The sequence below is a fragment of the Janthinobacterium sp. B9-8 genome, from assembly GCF_000969645.2.
GTDB lineage: Bacteria > Pseudomonadota > Gammaproteobacteria > Burkholderiales > Chitinibacteraceae > Iodobacter.
Map to the genome: position 1 here is coordinate 261,944 of NZ_CP014222.1, position 16,604 is coordinate 278,547.

Genomic DNA, 16,604 nt, shown 5'->3' on the forward strand with positions numbered 1-16,604 from the left:
AGATTGTCTCGGGCTTTTTATTGCGCTGATTAAACTAACCGGCACGTAATCTGCTGGTTGATGTTGTTTCAATCCACTTGCGTACTCTTTGTGCATCACCAATGCGAGTGTATTTGCCACTGGAATCAAGCAAGACAATGACGACCGGTGTGCCATTAATGGTGGCTTGCATTACCAGGCAGCGTCCAGCTTCATTAATAAAGCCTGTTTTAGACACGCCAATATTCCAATCTACCTCTTTTACTAGCGGGTTGGTATTGTGAAATGCCATGCTCCTGCCCGATTGATTGGAGATAAAGCTGTATTCGCTGCTGGTGGTGAAATCATGAATTTCAGGATAGCGATGTGCGGCTTTTACCATTAAAGCAAGCTCACGCGGCGTAGAAATATTATTAGGTGTGAGGCCGGTTGAATCGTAAAAACGGCTGTTACGCATACCTAAAGATTGCGCTTTTTCATTCATTTTACGAATAAAAGCAGCTTGCCCTGCAGGGAAGGTGCGGGCAAGAGCCGCAGCCGCACGATTTTCTGAAGCCATGAGTGCTAAAAGCAGCAGCTCGCCACGGGTGAGTGTTGTGCCAATGGTAAGACGTGAACTGGTATTTTTGAGCGTATCAACATCGGCTTGGCTAATGGTGAGCAGCTCATTTAATGGCAGTTGCGCATCAAGCGTTACCATTGCGGTCATTAATTTGGTAATGGATGCAATAGGAGTGAGCGAATCAGCATTTTTTTCATACATGATTTCGCCATTTTGCTCATTAAGTACCAAGACGCCAACAGATTGCACTCCTGGATTATCGAGCGTGCTAGACATGGCCAGAGCGCGTGAAACAGATACGTCTTTACGGGCATTGGCAATGGCGCGGCTGGTAATTTGCTTGTTACTCGATTTGGCGACAGCTTTGCTGACTACTTTGCTTTTTTTTGCGGTCTTCGAGGTTTTTGCAGCTTTTGATGTTTTTGCTTTAGAAACGGCGGCAGTTGATTTTTTAGCTGACGATTTAGTGACCGTTTTATGGTCAGTATTTGCCGCCGCAATGGCTGGCGCCGTTAGGCCCAGCGCTGCAACCAGAGTGCAGCAGGAGAAAATGCGGTACAGCATGAGATAAAGACTCCGAGGCTAGGGATGGCCGATTTATGTTCACGGCATCCTTCATAATTGTATTTTTATTTTACGCAAGGATTTTTAAAATGTCATGTTAAATCAAATAGTACGGTACGATTTGCTAGAAATAAGATTAGAATATTTTTTCGTGTTTTTGTTTTTCAGACGCTAGTTTGTTGTTGCAGTGCAGCAATAACTTGCTAGAATGGTGTTCCTTTCGAGTTGCTTTCGGAGAAAACCGATGTTTAATAACAAATCGATGGATGAATTTTTCCAGCAGCTTACGGATACTAACCAGAAGTTGCTGCAAAGCTGGGTTAATCTTTCACAGCCAGGTGAGCCCGCAGCAGATCTTGCACCTATGCATCAGATGATGACGGGCTTAACGCAAAGCAATCCTTTTTTGGCACAACATAGCGATTTTTATAAGCAGCAGCTCGATTTATGGCTGGGGCTGATCGGTGCTAAAGAGAAAGCGGCTGTTGCTGTTCCAGAAAAAGGTGATCGTCGTTTTAATGCTCCGGAATGGGAGCAACCTTTATTTGATTACATCAAACAAAACTATTTGGTGACATCACGCTGGTTATTGCAATTGGTCGATCAGGCGCATACCGATGAGTCGGCCCGTGAAAAAATGAGTTTTTTTACACGCCAATATGTCGATGCGATGAGCCCGGCAAATTTTGCTTTTACAAACCCTGAAGTGATGAAACTGGCTTTAGAAAGTAAAGGGGAAAGTCTGCAGGAAGGCATGAAAAAGTTAATGGAGGATATGCAGAAAGGCACTATCACCATGACTGACGAATCTCAATTTGAAGTCGGCAAAAATCTGGGAATCAGTCCCGGACAAGTCGTTTTTGAAAATGAGCTCTTCCAATTACTGCAATACACCCCTTCTACCGCCAAAGTTTATTCCCGCCCCTTGTTGATTGTGCCGCCATGTGTGAATAAGTTTTACATCATGGATCTGCAGCCCGATAACTCCCTCGTCGCTTATGCCGTTAGCCAAGGTTTTAAAACCTTTCTGGTGTCTTGGAAATCAGTGACGCCAGAAATGGGCCACTTAGAGTGGGATGATTACGTTGAAAACGGCGTCATTACCGCTTGCGATGTGGTGCGCAAAATTGGCAAGTCTGAAAAAATCAATGTGCTGTCTTTCTGCATCGGGGGTGAGCTGGTTTCTACCGCTATGCCGGTGATGCAAGCGCGTGGTCTGGATTGGATTGAATCAGTTACTTTAATGACGGTGATGATCGATCACACCGAGCCGGGTGATATTAAGCACTTTATTGATTGGAATCTGATCCGTAAACGCGAAGCACTCTTGAGCGAAGGTGGCGTGATTGGCGGCAAAGAATTATCCCGTACGTTCTCGGCATTACGCTCGAATGATTTGATCTGGAATTACGTGGTTAATAATTATCTGAAGGGTAAAACGCCAGCACCGTTTGATTTACTCTATTGGAATAATGACTCGGCCAATCTGGCTTTGCCGATGCATACCTTTTTTCTGCGCAATATGTATCTAGAAAACAATCTCACCAAGCCTAATTCATTTAGCCTTTGTGGCGTGCCGATTGATTTAACGACCATCACTACACCAACGTATATCTTTGCAGCGCGCGAAGATCATATTGTGCCTTGGCAATCTGCCTATTTAAGCACACGAATTTTTAAAGGTCCGCTGCGCTATGTGCTTGGGGCTTCCGGCCATATCGCGGGTGCGATTAATCCGGTAAAAGCCAATAAACGCAATTACTGGGTAAATGAAGATTTATCAGGTGATTCTGAAGCATGGCTCAATGGTGCGGAATCTCGCCCGGGTAGCTGGTGGCAAGATTGGAGCCAATGGTTAATCCCATTATCGGGAGAGGAGATTGCTGCGCCTAAAGTGCATGGCAATGCCGCTTTTAAACCGATCGAACCTGCTCCGGGGCGCTATGTGAAAGAGCGCTTAGATTAATGAATAAACATGGTTATGCCGCTTCATCCCTTAGTTGAGTTTTGTTAGGGTATTTATTTGGCATAATCTGATTGTTTTGTCTGAGTTGTAGCCAGCGACAGGCCTGAAGCCTTGTCGATAAATAAATCGTTGCTTAATCCGCTGGTTTGGGGATCCTAAATCAGCTTTTTAAAAGGGAAATACCGCATGACTGAGATCGTGATTGTTGCTGCTGGTCGTACTGCTCTGGGTAATTTTGGTGGCGGGCTAGCTAAAGTGCCTGCTGCAGAGTTGGGTGCAACCGTGATTCGTGGCTTGCTGGCTAAAACCGGCGTGGCAGCAGACCAAATCAGCGAAGTGATTTTAGGTAATGTTTTAACTGCAGGCCTAGGCCAAAACCCTGCGCGGCAAGCTTTGCGCCGTGCGGGTCTGCCAGATGCCGTCCCTGCATTAACAATTAATCAAGTTTGCGGTTCGGGCCTGAAAGCGGTTGCTTTGGGTATGCAAGCCATACTATCTGGTGAAAGCGAGATTGTTATTGCGGGCGGTCAAGAAAACATGTCGGCTTCGGCGCATATTTTACCAGGCAGCCGCGATGGTTTCCGTATGGGTAATACGGCACTGGTTGATACTATGGTCTACGACGGTTTAACTGACGCTTATAACAATTACCATATGGGCGTTACCGCTGAAAATATTGCCAAAAAATATGGTATCACCCGTGAAGAGCAAGATGCTGTGGCGCTGTCATCGCAAATGAAAGCGGCGGCTGCACAAGAATCTGGCCGTTTTGCAGAAGAAATTTTCCCGGTTGTGATTCCGCAAAAGAAAGGCGATCCAATCGTGTTTGATAAAGATGAATTTATTAAACCTAATACCACAGCAGAATCTCTAGCCAAATTACGCGCAGCTTTTGATAAAGAAGGCACAGTTACAGCGGGTAATGCCTCGGGTATTAATGATGGCGCTGCTGCAGTAATGCTGATGAGCGCTGCTAAAGCCAAAGAGCTGGGTTTAACTCCGCTGGCTACTATTCGCGCGGCAGCTTCTGCCGGTGTAGATCCAACCATTATGGGTATGGGCCCGGTTCCTGCCACACAACGTGTATTGGCGCGTTTGGGTTGGAGCATTGATGATCTTGACCTGATTGAAGGCAATGAAGCTTTTGCCGCTCAAGCGATTGGTGTGAGCCGTGAATTAAAATGGGATTTAAATAAAGTAAACGTCAATGGCGGTGCAATTGCCTTAGGCCATCCGATTGGCGCATCAGGCTGCCGTATTCTGGTGACCTTATTGCATGAAATGCAACGCCGCGATGCTAAAAAAGGCTTAGCCACATTGTGCATTGGTGGCGGTATGGGTGTGGCCTTGGCGGTAGAGCGTTCTTAATTTTTTGTTTTAAATAATAAAGCCTAAGCCCTCGATTTATTTGAGGGCTTTTTTCCTAGGGTTTTACATAATGGGCCAAATTGTAGAATAGCCGTATGTTGTATTCATGGCATCTCTAAATGTGCAGAATAAGCGGGTCTTTTGTCTATAAATAAGGATGGTGGCTGTTTCAATACATGCTTTATAAATAATTATCCCATGATCTTAAAGGAAAGCACCCATGCCGACGAATAGTGTTAAATTGGACTCTAGCTTGGATTCCCCCAATCCAGATCATTGGGAAGTTGCCGCAATTGCTTTGGCTTTGCAAGAGGGTTTTGACTGGCACTATCGCTTATTCAGAGAATCTAGCCGTAAGGCAAAAGTTCATTTTGTTTATGGTGATTTTCATGCCCAGCGTGCAGAAGTACGTGATCGGATTGCTTTTTATGATTTGCGGGTGATAGAAACAGCAGACAGGCTAAAGCAAGATTTTAATGCCGATAGCTTGCCGGATGCGACTTGGTCCAAAGTAAAACTCTATTTTATTGGTTTATTGATTAATCATAAACAACCCGAGCTAGCTGAAACTTTTTTTAACTCAGTATGCTGCCGTATTTTGCACCGTACTTATTTTCATAATGATTTTATTTTTTATCGCCCAGCGGTATCTACTGAATATATAGAATCAGAGCCACCCATTTATCGCAGCTATTACCCGATTCAAACGGGGCTTAATGCGACGCTTGCGAATATGTTTACAGATTTTAATTTAGAGCTGCCCTTTGTTGATTTAGAGCGCGATGTACATCGCCTTTTGCGTGCCCTGCATAAATTCTTAGGACGCTGGCCAGAGTTTGCACTCAATACCCAGATTCAAGTATTAGCTTCGCCTTTTTATCGCAATAAAGCGGTTTATATTATTGGCAAAGCGATTCATGAAGACTTAGAAATTCCTTTTGCCTTGCCACTTTGCCGAGATGCAGAAGGTAAATTATTTCTAGATGCTGCGCTGTTCGAGCCTTGGCAAATCAGCCACCTCTTCTCATTATCCCGCGCTTATTTCTTAGTGGATATGGAAGTACCATCGGCCTATGTGCGCTATTTACAAAAATTAATGCCAGATAAGTCACGGGCCGAGCTTTATACCATGCTGGGCTTGGGTAAGCAGGGTAAAACCATGTTTTACCGCGAGTTATTTCATCATCTGCGTCATTCCACTGATTCCTTTGTGTTTGCACCGGGTACTAAGGGTATGGTGATGATTGTATTTACCCTGCCATCATTTCCTTTTGTATTTAAAATTATTAAAGATGTGATTGCTCCGCCAAAAGAAGTAGATCGCACGATTGTAAAAGCAAAATATTTATTGGTGAAACAGCATGACCGGGTGGGGCGCATGGCCGACTCATTAGAATTCTCCGACGTGGCTTTGCCCAGAGAGCGTTTTAATGAAGAATTATTAGAAGAAATACGTAAATTAGCGCCATCTATTCTGGAAGAAAGCGAAGATAAAATCATCCTGCGCCATCTCTATATTGAAAGACGCATGATTCCACTTAATATCTTTATAGAAAAACGCCATGATGAAGAAATAGCCAGCGTCATCGAAGATTACGGCAATGCGCTACGTGAATTGGCAATTGCCAATATTTTCCCTGGCGATATGCTGTTTAAAAACTTTGGTGTAACCCGTGAAGGTCGTGTGGTTTTCTATGATTATGATGAAATTGAATACATGACCGATTGTGATTTCCGCCGTATTCCGCCGCCGCCTGCCCCAGAGTTTGAAATGAGTAGCGACACATGGTTTAGCGGTAATCCGAATGAAGTATATCCGGAAGAATTCGGCACTTTTCTGCTTGGCCGCCCAGACGTAAAAAAAATATTTATGCAGCATCATGCTGATTTACTGACTGTACGTTTTTGGCAGCATGCCAAGGATAGAATTAAGCAGGGTTTTATTGAAGATTTTTATCCTTATCCGCAGACCGAGCGATTTGCAAAGCGCTATCCTGATTGAGCTCAAGCTAGGGATTCAACGTGATTAAATAAAAAGCCAGTAGAGCAGGGATTGCTCTACTGGCTTTTTTATCTTCGATTACTTTACTTCCAGCAATTCAACATCAAATACCAGTGGCGCATTAGGTGGAATCACATTTCCTGCACCACGTGTACCGTAGGCTAGCTCCGCAGGAATAATCAGCGTACGCTTGCCGCCAATTTTCATGCCAGCCACACCCGCATCCCAGCCTTTAATGACGCGTTTTGCGCCGAGGGGAAAGCTAAATGGGCTTTTTCCGACCGAGCTATCAAATGGCGTGCCGTGATTTTTATCGGCTTTGGCATCAAATAACCAACCGCTGTAATGCACGGTGACAGTGTTGCCTGCAACAGCTTCTTTGCCGCTGCCGGTTTTAATATCGATCATTTCTAGCTTGCTTGGCGCCGCAGATAGCTTGGCTGGGGCCGTTTCTGCTTGGGCGAGCTGGCCCATACTGGCAAAACAAAGTGCAATTGCAAATAAGCGGATTTTCATAGTGTCAGGTCTCCTTACCGTTTGTCGACTATAGCACGTTCATAAATGTCTTCCGATCTCTCTTCCTAGCTTAACAAGGGCTGGGTGATTTTTATCCTCAATTTGGCAATAGGTAAGTATTAATAAAGAGGCAAGTAATCATTTATCGCTTAATCTGAAATCTATTTGTGGGTTTGATAAGATGGTTCGTTAGCTAACACGCTATATTCCAGCATTTGCTGTGCCTTTGTGTAAGAATAAGTAAATTACTGTATGCATGGTCATACTAATAAGGCTAGGAATGGAAAAGAGCAGAATAAAAAATTTACCTCTGGCAAAAAAATTACTACTTCTCAATGTGCTGGGCATAGCAGCTACTTTGCTAGTGTGCCTAGCGTTGTTCTCTGCTTCTTACAGCTATATTGCGATGCAGCGCTTAAAAAGCGAGGCCATGGTGAATGCGCATATTTTGGCGAGTAATATTGCCCCCATGTTGGTTTTTAATGACCCCAGTGCGGCCAAGACCTTGGTGCATTCATTTATCGCTATGCCTGATTTGGCTTATTTAAGTGTGGTTAATTCTCAAAATCAGATTTTTGCTGACTGGGGTTCACTACATCAGGACACTAAGCTTTTTTCTTTTACTCAGATCGCTAACCGGCCTATGACAGATATGTCTTTTGATCATATTGCTGTGCTTGTGCCTGTTTCATTAGACGGAGAGTTGCTTGGTGCGGTGCAATTACAAATTGGCTTTGCTGCTGTGTATAGGGAAACGTTGCAGTTTTTCTTGCTAGGGCTGGCTTTAACGGTTATTGCTATTGTGATTGCATCGATTATTCTTAATCGCTTGCAGGTTAAGGCACTTGCACCTATTTTTGAGCTGTCATCCATTGCAGAAAACGTAGTCGCCCAGCGTAATTACAGCTTGCGTTCAAATTATGAAGGCAATAATGAGCTGGGGCGTTTGTCTTACCATTTTAACCAGATGCTGGCAAAAATAGAAAACTGGGAAAACGATATAAAAGCAGAGCTAAATAAAAGTAAGGAGTCAGAGCGCTGCCTAGATATCTTAGCTAATTATGATAATTTAACTAAATTGCCTAACCGGCATTATTTTCATCAGGCACTTAGCTCTGTGATTGATAAATCAATTCTGGAAGAGAATTTTTCGGCTTTAATGTTTATTGATCTGGACAATTTTAAATTTGTAAACGATAAATACGGGCATGAGGCAGGAGATGTTGTTTTAACGGTTATTGCGCAACGTTTAAAAAGCGTATTACGCAGTACCGATATACCTTGTCGTTTAGGCGGGGATGAGTTTGCGGCTATTTTACCGCAGATTGCTGATGTAGAAGCCGCTAAGACTTTGGCAGAGCGCTTAGTCGCGGCAGTCCACCAGGATATTTTAATTCAGGGAGATATTATGCCAGTGGGGGCGAGTATTGGAATTGCCTGTTGCCCTTTACATGCGCAGGATACAAAAACATTATTGCATTATGCTGATTTAGCAATGTATCAGGCTAAAAAAGCGGGAAAAAATACTTTCTGTGTATATTCATCAGCAGCATGAAAAAATTACTCTCACTATTTTTTATTTTTAGCCAAGCCTTGGCGGCGGATCAGGGGAGCGAGCCTAGTTTAGAAGACTTGCTGGATACGGCTCTGATTAATCCGCCCAGTAATGTGGATGTATCAACTGCATCTAAATTTGCACAAAGAATTAAAAATGCGCCTTCGGCAGTCAGAGTACTTAGCCGCGATGATATCCAGCTATTGGGCTACCGTACTTTGGGCGAAATATTGCGTAGCATGCCGGGCTTATTTACCAGCTATGATGGGCAGAATACATTTTTAGGTGCACGGGGTGTGGCTATTCCCGGGGATTACAATACCCGCGTGCTGATTTTAATTGATGGGATTCGCTTAAATAATAATGTGTTTGATAGTGTTTTTGCAGGGAGTGAATTTCCGCTGGATGTTGATTTAATCGATAGAGTTGAATATGTGCCAGGCCCGGGATCGGCCATTTATGGCAATAATGCTTTTTTGGGGGTAGTAAATGTATTAACACGCGGTGCGGCCAGCTTGCGTGGCGCTGAAGCAGCGCTTGAATATGGTAGTTTTAATACCAGTAAATTGCGTGCCAGCATGGCAAACCGGCTTGAAAATGGGGTTGAATATTTAATTTCTGCCAGCCAGTTTTATCGTGGCGGACCAGCTCGACCTGTGTATATGGATTATTCAACTCCAGCGCCTGAGCTGCAGGGTAATCCTGCAATTGACAGTGATTTAAGCCAGCATTTATTTGGAAAATTAAGCGTGGCAGGTTTACAACTCACTGGCGGTTTTTCCAATAGAGAAAGAACGAATCCTGTGCTGTTTGGTACTGACCAAGACTCATTGTTGATGATTAAAAATGGTAAGGCATTGAATAAAAATCAGTATTCATTTTTAGGCATTACTTATGATTTTGATTTATTTAATAATTGGGCAATGCAGGCACGATTAAATTATCATCAGGAAGAATATAAGGGGAGTTATCCCTTTTATTATGATACTGAAACCATGTTTGTAAATAAAGAAAATGCCATCGGCCGTTGGTGGGATGGCGAATTACATGCGATTTATAGCCAGTTTTCCGGGCATAAAATTTTATTGGGGGCGGAAGGCAGGCTTAATACTGAGCAGTTTTGGCATAGCTATATTGATGGCTTTCAAACCTTTCCTCCCAATAAGCAATTATCTAGCCATTATGCTATTTTTGCTCAAGATGAATTTAATTTTTCAAAAGGAATGACTTTAATTGCGGGTGGCAGATATGATCACACCCAGTATGGTAATCATTTTAATCCTCGTCTTGGCTTGATTTGGAATCCTCAGGATCAAACTAATTTTAAATTATTATATGGATCTGCATTTAGAAATCCTAATTTTTTTGAACAAACGCAAAATGCAGTTAGCCAGTTTAAAAATGCGAGTGCAGAAAAAATAACAACACTTGAGCTGGTTGCAGAGCATTATTTTACACCTAGGACTAAAATAAATAGCTCTGTTTACCATTATGAGATGGATGATTTAATCGGCCAAGCTTATATCGATAACAGGCTTGTTTATTTAAATTTAGAAAAAGTAGTGAGTACCGGATTTGAAACAGAGCTAGAGCAGCGGTTTGATTATGATATTCAGGCCAAGCTTGCTTATTCATTGCAAAAAACATCTACTCTTAATGATCTTGAGCTGTTTAATTCGCCAAGGCATATGTTTAATTTTAAGTTTGTGATGCCTTTTTTTGATCCTAAATGGAGAATAGCAAGCGAGCTACGCTATATCAGCAGCCGGGAAATTATGTTTGGAATGTTAGAGCCTCAATGGCTGGCGGATATGAAATTAACGGGTGAGCTGAATAAGAATTGTTCGCTCTCGCTATCTGTGCATAATCTGGGTGATGTGCAATACCGAGACGCCAGTCGATCGCTTAATTTTGATACTTTTTCTGTTAAACAAGATGGCCGTGATATTAGGCTTAACGTCAATTTTAGGTATTGAAAATGAGAAGCCTATTATTGATTATACTCTGTTTGATATTTCCTTTAAACGCATTGGCTGCGGTGGATGAGCTTGAGTTAAAAGCTAATTTTATATTTCGTTTTGCTCAATTTACGACTTGGCCTCCTCCACCTAGTAAGGAAATACAGCTCTGTGTTTTAGGTGCTAAAGGTATTTATGATGAGCTGGATAAGTTTAAAGAGCGAAAAATAAATGGTAACCCGGTGAGGGTGATTAAGTTATCTTCAATTAAAAGCGCTGCAGATTGTCATGTGTTGTTTATCGGTGCGCAAGAGCGAATCAATAGCTTGATGAGCACCGTTTTACCTCTGCCTATTTTGGTAATAGGAGAAAATGCCGAAGCATTTGAAGAAAAAGTGATGATTGTGCTGGTGACCGAGCCTAATCGAATTAGCTTTAAAATAAATCGCTCACAGGCCAATAATGTAGGCTTGGTAATGAGTGCGCAATTGTTGAAATTGGCAAAAGAAGTGCGATGATTGATGGGGGACGTTTCTATTTTATTAGCGTCAATACAGCGCTGTAGGAGTGGCTTTAGCCGCGAAAGCGCTGGGTATAAAAACATTCGCTGCTAAAGCCGCTCCTACGTTGCAGACATTTAAGTTGATAGGATTAGTTCTAGGCTGGCTGAATCGTTATTAGCGTATCAGCCAACCCTATCAACGTTTAGTTAAATCTTCAAACACCTTGCTCAAACGCTTCACCGATACCGGATACGGTGTTTTCAGCTCTTGAGCAAATAGCCCAACGCGTAGTTCTTCTATCATCCAGCGGAATGGGGCGAGGGCGGCGGTGTCTCTGCCTTCTTTTTCCCATTTCAGCATCTCGGCTTCCCAACGCTTATACAGCTCGTTGATTTCTGCTCCGCGCTGGCCGTCTCTTTGCGGATTGGCTACGCGTTTTTCGGCGCGGATGCGCATGGCTTTTACGTAGATGGGCAGGCGCGGTAATTGCTCCCACGGGGTTTTGTGTAAAAAGCCTTTAAATACCAGTTGGCCGAGTAATTCTGTCATGGTGCTGGCAAATGGCGATGGTTTGGCGATGAGTTTATTCAGCGCCACGTATTCATTGGTCAGCTCGGCCAAGATACGCATGACTGCATCACGCACCGAGGGCAGGCGTACTTTGGCGCGGGATTTCTGGCCGTCGAATTCTTTGGGCTTACGTGGCGCATCGTCTTCACCAATAAAGGCGCGATCGCAAATGCAGGCTACGATGTCTTCCATTAGCTCGTCGCCATTGCACACGCCACGCAGCTGCAAAGCCAATGGATTAAAGGTTGGCAGCGATTTTGGCAGCTGTTTGACATGGTCTTTCAGCTCGAATTTCAGCAGGCAAATCACCCCGTCCCGATGTGCTGCGGCGGCGGCGTATTCGGTATCAAACAGGCGAATCGCCACGGCGTCTTCTTCTGGCACAAGGCCAGGAAAGCCGGTAATCGAGCGGCCCTGGCGTTTGAAATTGATTTTGGCTGGTAGATCGCCGAAATCCCATTTCATGATGCCGGTTTTTTCGATACTGACGCTGTCGTCCGCAGCATCGCGGAAAGTCATTTGGGCGGCTTCGCCCAGCTGAGCACGCAGCGCGATTAAGTCGCGGCCTTGCGCCAGCTCTTGCCCTGCGTCATCCACAATTCTGAAATTCATTTGCAGATGCGGCGGCAAATCTTTTGGATTGAACTCATCGCTAGGCACAATCAGCCCCGCGCCACGGCCCACGGCTTGCGCCAGTTGCGGCAGCAGCGGCTCGGTTCTGGAGGCTTTATCCAGTGCGATTAGCATTTTGGTGGCGAATTCAGGAACCGGCACGCAAATACGGCGGATCGATTTAGGCAAGGACTTAATCAGCAGGGTGATTTTTTCGCGAATCATGCCCGGCACCAGCCAGTCAAAAATAGCGTGATTCACACGATTTAAGAGGTGCAGCGGCAGGGTGATAGTCACCCCATCGAGCGGGTGGCTAGGCTCAAAACGATAAGTGAGCGGCAGTTTAGCGTCGTTCAGGCGGAAAAACTCAGGGAATTGTTCTTCCGTGACCGCATCTGCACCGTGCTGCATTAAATCATCACGGCTGAGGAACAGGTGTTGGGCGTTGTCTCTCTCGATGAGCTTACGCCATGCTTCAAAGCCAGCGCCATTCACAATATCGGCTGGAATTTTGGCGTCAAAAAACGCAAATAGTGCGTCATCATCCACCAGTACATCCTGACGGCGGGCTTTGTGTTCTAAATCCTGCACATCCAGAATCAGCGCTTGATTGTGCTCAAAGAATTTGGCGCGGCTATTGTAATTAAAGTTCACCAAGGCTTCGCGGATAAAAATCGCGCGCGAGGCCACCGGGTCAATCTTGCCAAAATGCACTCGGCGCTTGGGCACAATCGGCAGGCCGTAAAGGGTAACGCGCTCACTGGCGTTGACTTGCGCCGAGGTTTTTTCCCAATGTGGGTCAAAATAGTGGCGGTTGACCAAATGGGCGGCGATGCGCTCCACCCATTCAGGTTCGATAGCAGCCACGCAGCGGCCGTAGATCTTGGTGGTTTCAACCACTTCGGCGGCGATAATCCATTTTGGTCGTGCTTTTTTCAGGCCAGAGCCGGGGAAAATATTAAATTTAATCCCGCGCGCGCCAAGGTATTCATCGTTTTCTGGCTGCTTAAAGCCGATATTGCCAAGCAAGCCCGTCATCAGCGCTTTTAAAATCTGCTCTGGCGTGCCTGGGGCTGTTTTTATATCGTTCAGCTGTAAATCCATGTCCTGACAAATTTCGCTCAGCTGGCGATGTAAATCCCGCCATTCGCGTAAGCGCAGATAAGATAAAAAGTGCTCATGGCAGAGGTTAATCAGCTGGCGATTAGTGGTTTTATTCTCCAGCGCATCGCTAAAGAATTCCCACATGCGCAGGAAAGACAAGAAGTCGGATTTATCATCCACAAACTTGGCTTGTGCACGGGCAGCGGCTTCTTTGGCGTCGAAAGGGCGCTCGCGCGGGTCTTGCGCCGATAGTGCCGAGGCAATAATCAGAATCTCGGCCAAGCAATGCTCATCACGCCCAGCCAGCAGCATGCGGCCAATGCGTGGATCGACCGGCAGGCGGGCGAGTTGCTTACCAATTGGGGTAAGTTGGTCTTCAATATCTACCGCGCCTAGTTCGCGCAGCTGCTGATAGCCGTCGCTGACCAAGCGGCTGGATGGCGCTTCTAAGAAAGGGAAATTATCGATATGGCCTAGCTTTAGCGCAGCCATACGTAAGATGACCGCAGCTAAAGACGAGCGAACGATTTCTGGATCGGTAAACTCGGATCGGTTATTAAAATCGGCTTCATCATAAAGACGTACGCAAATACCGGAAGCGACACGGCCGCAACGGCCAGAGCGCTGGCGGGCCGAGGCTTGCGAGATTTTTTCTACCAGTAATTGTTCAACTTTTGCGCGCGGTGAATAACGCTTAATCCGCGCATGGCCCGAATCAACCACATAGCGGATACCCGGCACGGTGAGCGAGGTTTCGGCGACGTTGGTGGCCAGAATAATCCGCCGACCAGAGCTGGTGGAGCGGAAAATCCGCTGCTGATCTTCGTTCGACAAGCGTGCAAATAGCGGCAGAATTTCGGCGTCTCTTAGCTTCGCTTTACGCAGCTCTTCGGCGGTTTCACGAATCTCGCGCTCGCCTGGCAAAAACACCAGCACATCGCCGCTACCATCGGTACGCCACAGCCCTTCAATGGCTTGCACGATGGCTTCTTCCATTTCCAGCTCTTGATCGTCTTCATCAATCGCATGCAAAGGCTGATAGCGCACTTCCACTGGGAAGGTGCGGCCAGAGACTTCCATGACAGGTGCACCGGCAAAATGCTGACTAAAGCGATCGGCATCGATGGTGGCGGAGGTGACGATCACTTTTAGCTCGGGGCGCTTGGGCAGCAGCTGCTTGATATAGCCGAGTAAGAAATCGATATTCAGGCTGCGCTCGTGCGCCTCGTCGATAATAATCGTGTCGTATTTTAAGAGGTAGGGATCAGACAGCGTTTCGGCTAGCAAAATTCCGTCGGTCATCAGCTTGATATAGCTGGCGTCAGTGGTTTTATCGGTAAAGCGCACCTTAAAACCCACGGCATTTTCAGATTTTAATTCCTGGCCGATACGCGTCGCGACCGATCTGGCGGCAAGGCGGCGGGGCTGGGTGTGGCCAATCAGACCATGCACACCACGGCCCAGCTCCAGACAAATCTTTGGCAATTGCGTGGTTTTACCCGAGCCGGTTTCACCGCAAACAATCACTACCTGATGCTTGGCAATCGCCTCGCTTAGCTCGTCTTTACGTTGATTAACCGGCAGATTGTCGTCGAATTCTGGGCGTGGCAGGCGGCTGCGGCGCAGTTCGCTTTTAGCCAGCGATTTGGCAATACCCGCTTCCAGCTCGCGCAATTCTTTATCGCAAGGCTGCTGTTTGGCTTGCCGCTGATTCAGGCGATGCAGCAGGCGCTCCAGATTGCCTCTGTCGGTTAATTGCGTGTCGGCAATTTGCTGAAGGTAGTTTTGCTCTGTGCTTGGAATGGGACTAGACGCCGTGGGATTCATCGCTGGGCTTAAGCTTGTACAGATAAGAAGGCGGCGATTTTACCATGCTGGCATCCATGATGCTAAGGCGATAAATACGCGCATGGGCTTGATTGGAGGTGAGTTTTGCTGCGATGAAGGGGGATTCAGTTTAAATCATCGTTTGATTGTAATCATCGGCTCTTAAACTGGTCGTATTTTATTTTTTAAATGAAAACATGTTAAGTGAATTACTTTGCTCTTTTTTTGAAGTGGCGCGCCAGGGGAGCGTGGCATTAGCTGCAAGGCAGATTAAATTAAGCCAGCCAACAATTACGTCACGGATTCGCCAATTAGAAGAGATTTATCAAATTGAATTATTCTATCGGGGCGGCGCACGCTGGCTACTCAGCGATGCGGGAATTCGCCTGATGCCTATGGTAGAGCGCTTATTGCAGGAAGAGGCCAATATTGATTTTACACTGCGTAATGCGGGAGGCGCGCAGCAGGGCAATTTACGTATTGGGGCAACGGGGCCCTATTTTATTAGCCACAGCATTGCCCGTTTTCATGCTGCGCATCCGCAAATTCAGCTTTCTATGCAGTTTGGCAATTCCAAAGAAATGCTAAAGGCATTAAATGAATACGCGATTGATGTCACTGTTTCTTCAAAAAAAATGGAAGATGCGCGCTTAAACTGTATTTTACTTGCTGCAGAGCCTTTAGTTTTGGCTATTAGAAGTGATCATCTATTGGCTAAGCAAAAAGACCTGGATATTGCTGATTTAGCCAGAGTCCATCTTTTATTGCGTGAAGAAGGCTCTGAAACACAAAAGCTGACTCAGCAATTTTTGCATGAACATGGGATTCAGCCCAAATCAAGCTCGTGTATTGCCAATGGCGAGGCCATCCGGCAGGCGATTATTCATGGCTTTGGCGCGAGCATTATGTCCAGAGGTGAAGTGCCTCATCATCCGGCTCTCTGTGCTTTGCCATTCAGACAAACCAGCCCTTTGATTTATGAGTATCTTTATTATCTGAAAGACAGAGAAAAAGTGCCTTTGATTGCTGCTTTTTTGAGGCATATTGAGCCTTTGGTTTGATTTTTCTTGGCAGATATAAGTAGCTACGCATAAATTATCGATGCATTTTATTAATGTAAAAGCTGATGATTTTTATAGGGTGTGCAAATGCTTTTCTTGCGCACCGCCCTTGGTACGCAATGACTTTGTCGTTGTACACCCTATAAAAAATGCATTCTTTAAAAATGTAAGATAATTTAAGCCTAAGCACTTAGGTTTGTTTAGGCGTGACTAATCAGGAGCGCCAAAGCAGATACTCATAAAGAGTACGAATAGGCGGAAAAAAACGACTTATTCCTCTAGGGTCTGTTGACGTTTCATTCGCGGCTGCGTTGGCTGCAGTTTTGGGGCTGAGGCGGAAAACGGCCATTCACTGCGTTATGCTCCTCGGTAATAACTCGTTATTGCCTTCGTCGCATGCCTTGTGCCAGGTCGTTTTCCGCCACAGCACAATTGTGAATGAAACGTCAACAGACCC

Annotated in this window: 10 protein-coding genes; 7 read left to right on the forward strand and 3 right to left on the reverse strand. The window is 45.5% G+C overall.

Features of this window, described 5'->3' with window-relative positions; all coding sequences use genetic code 11:
• Positions 1–34 precede the first annotated feature (34 nt).
• Positions 35–1,105 carry a D-alanyl-D-alanine endopeptidase gene (gene pbpG / locus VN23_RS01060; RefSeq protein WP_046351014.1) on the reverse strand — a complete coding sequence of 357 codons (1,071 nt, stop codon included), beginning with the start codon at positions 1,103–1,105 and terminating at the stop codon, positions 35–37.
• 244 nt (positions 1,106–1,349) lie between these two features.
• On the opposite strand from pbpG, the gene VN23_RS01065 reads away from it, so the two are divergent.
• From VN23_RS01065 to aceK, 3 genes are all read left to right on the forward strand, one after another.
• Complete coding sequence (locus VN23_RS01065) at positions 1,350–3,071, forward strand: PHA/PHB synthase family protein (RefSeq protein WP_046351015.1); 1,722 nt, start codon at positions 1,350–1,352, stop codon at positions 3,069–3,071.
• Positions 3,072–3,257: 186 nt separating this feature from the next.
• Complete coding sequence (locus VN23_RS01070) at positions 3,258–4,439, forward strand: acetyl-CoA C-acetyltransferase (protein WP_046351016.1); 1,182 nt, start codon at positions 3,258–3,260, stop codon at positions 4,437–4,439.
• A 220-nt stretch (positions 4,440–4,659) separates the two neighbouring features.
• Positions 4,660–6,441, forward strand: coding sequence for a bifunctional isocitrate dehydrogenase kinase/phosphatase (gene aceK, locus VN23_RS01075; protein WP_082752533.1), 1,782 nt, complete (start codon positions 4,660–4,662; stop codon positions 6,439–6,441).
• A 78-nt stretch (positions 6,442–6,519) separates the two neighbouring features.
• Here the strand turns inward: aceK and VN23_RS01080 are convergent, their stop codons facing one another.
• Positions 6,520–6,957 carry an FKBP-type peptidyl-prolyl cis-trans isomerase gene (locus VN23_RS01080; RefSeq protein ID WP_082752534.1) on the reverse strand — a complete coding sequence of 146 codons (438 nt, stop codon included), beginning with the start codon at positions 6,955–6,957 and terminating at the stop codon, positions 6,520–6,522.
• Positions 6,958–7,237: 280 nt separating this feature from the next.
• Between VN23_RS01080 and VN23_RS01085 the strand changes: the two genes are divergently transcribed.
• Genes VN23_RS01085 through VN23_RS01095 form a run of 3 tightly spaced genes read left to right on the forward strand, consistent with a single transcriptional unit; the run spans position 7,238 to position 10,988 of the window.
• Positions 7,238–8,512, forward strand: a complete 1,275-nt coding sequence (locus tag VN23_RS01085; RefSeq protein ID WP_052746485.1) for a sensor domain-containing diguanylate cyclase — start codon at positions 7,238–7,240, stop codon at positions 8,510–8,512.
• Complete coding sequence (locus VN23_RS01090) at positions 8,509–10,488, forward strand: TonB-dependent receptor plug domain-containing protein (protein ID WP_046351018.1); 1,980 nt, start codon at positions 8,509–8,511, stop codon at positions 10,486–10,488. Before VN23_RS01085 ends, VN23_RS01090 begins: the two co-directional genes overlap by 4 nt.
• 2 nt (positions 10,489–10,490) lie before the next feature.
• On the forward strand, positions 10,491–10,988 hold the full coding sequence (locus VN23_RS01095; protein ID WP_046351019.1) for a YfiR family protein: 498 nt from the start codon (positions 10,491–10,493) through the stop codon (positions 10,986–10,988).
• A 180-nt stretch (positions 10,989–11,168) separates the two neighbouring features.
• On the opposite strand, the gene hrpA is transcribed toward VN23_RS01095, so the two are convergent.
• Complete coding sequence (gene hrpA / locus VN23_RS01100; protein WP_082752535.1) at positions 11,169–15,086, reverse strand: ATP-dependent RNA helicase HrpA; 3,918 nt, start codon at positions 15,084–15,086, stop codon at positions 11,169–11,171.
• A 197-nt stretch (positions 15,087–15,283) separates the two neighbouring features.
• On the opposite strand from hrpA, the gene VN23_RS01105 reads away from it, so the two are divergent.
• On the forward strand, positions 15,284–16,147 hold the full coding sequence (locus VN23_RS01105; protein ID WP_046351020.1) for a LysR substrate-binding domain-containing protein: 864 nt from the start codon (positions 15,284–15,286) through the stop codon (positions 16,145–16,147).
• The last annotated feature ends 457 nt before the right edge of the window (positions 16,148–16,604 follow it).

Coding starts and splice junctions, on each gene's coding strand:
- pbpG (WP_046351014.1), bottom strand. CDS start 1,105: ATGCTGTACCGCATTTTCTCCTGCTGCACTCTGGTTGCAGCGCTGGGC.
- VN23_RS01065 (WP_046351015.1), top strand. CDS start 1,350: ATGTTTAATAACAAATCGATGGATGAATTTTTCCAGCAGCTTACGGAT.
- VN23_RS01070 (WP_046351016.1), top strand. CDS start 3,258: ATGACTGAGATCGTGATTGTTGCTGCTGGTCGTACTGCTCTGGGTAAT.
- aceK (WP_082752533.1), top strand. CDS start 4,660: ATGCCGACGAATAGTGTTAAATTGGACTCTAGCTTGGATTCCCCCAAT.
- VN23_RS01080 (WP_082752534.1), bottom strand. CDS start 6,957: ATGAAAATCCGCTTATTTGCAATTGCACTTTGTTTTGCCAGTATGGGC.
- VN23_RS01085 (WP_052746485.1), top strand. CDS start 7,238: ATGGAAAAGAGCAGAATAAAAAATTTACCTCTGGCAAAAAAATTACTA.
- VN23_RS01090 (WP_046351018.1), top strand. CDS start 8,509: ATGAAAAAATTACTCTCACTATTTTTTATTTTTAGCCAAGCCTTGGCG.
- VN23_RS01095 (WP_046351019.1), top strand. CDS start 10,491: ATGAGAAGCCTATTATTGATTATACTCTGTTTGATATTTCCTTTAAAC.
- hrpA (WP_082752535.1), bottom strand. CDS start 15,086: ATGAATCCCACGGCGTCTAGTCCCATTCCAAGCACAGAGCAAAACTAC.
- VN23_RS01105 (WP_046351020.1), top strand. CDS start 15,284: ATGTTAAGTGAATTACTTTGCTCTTTTTTTGAAGTGGCGCGCCAGGGG.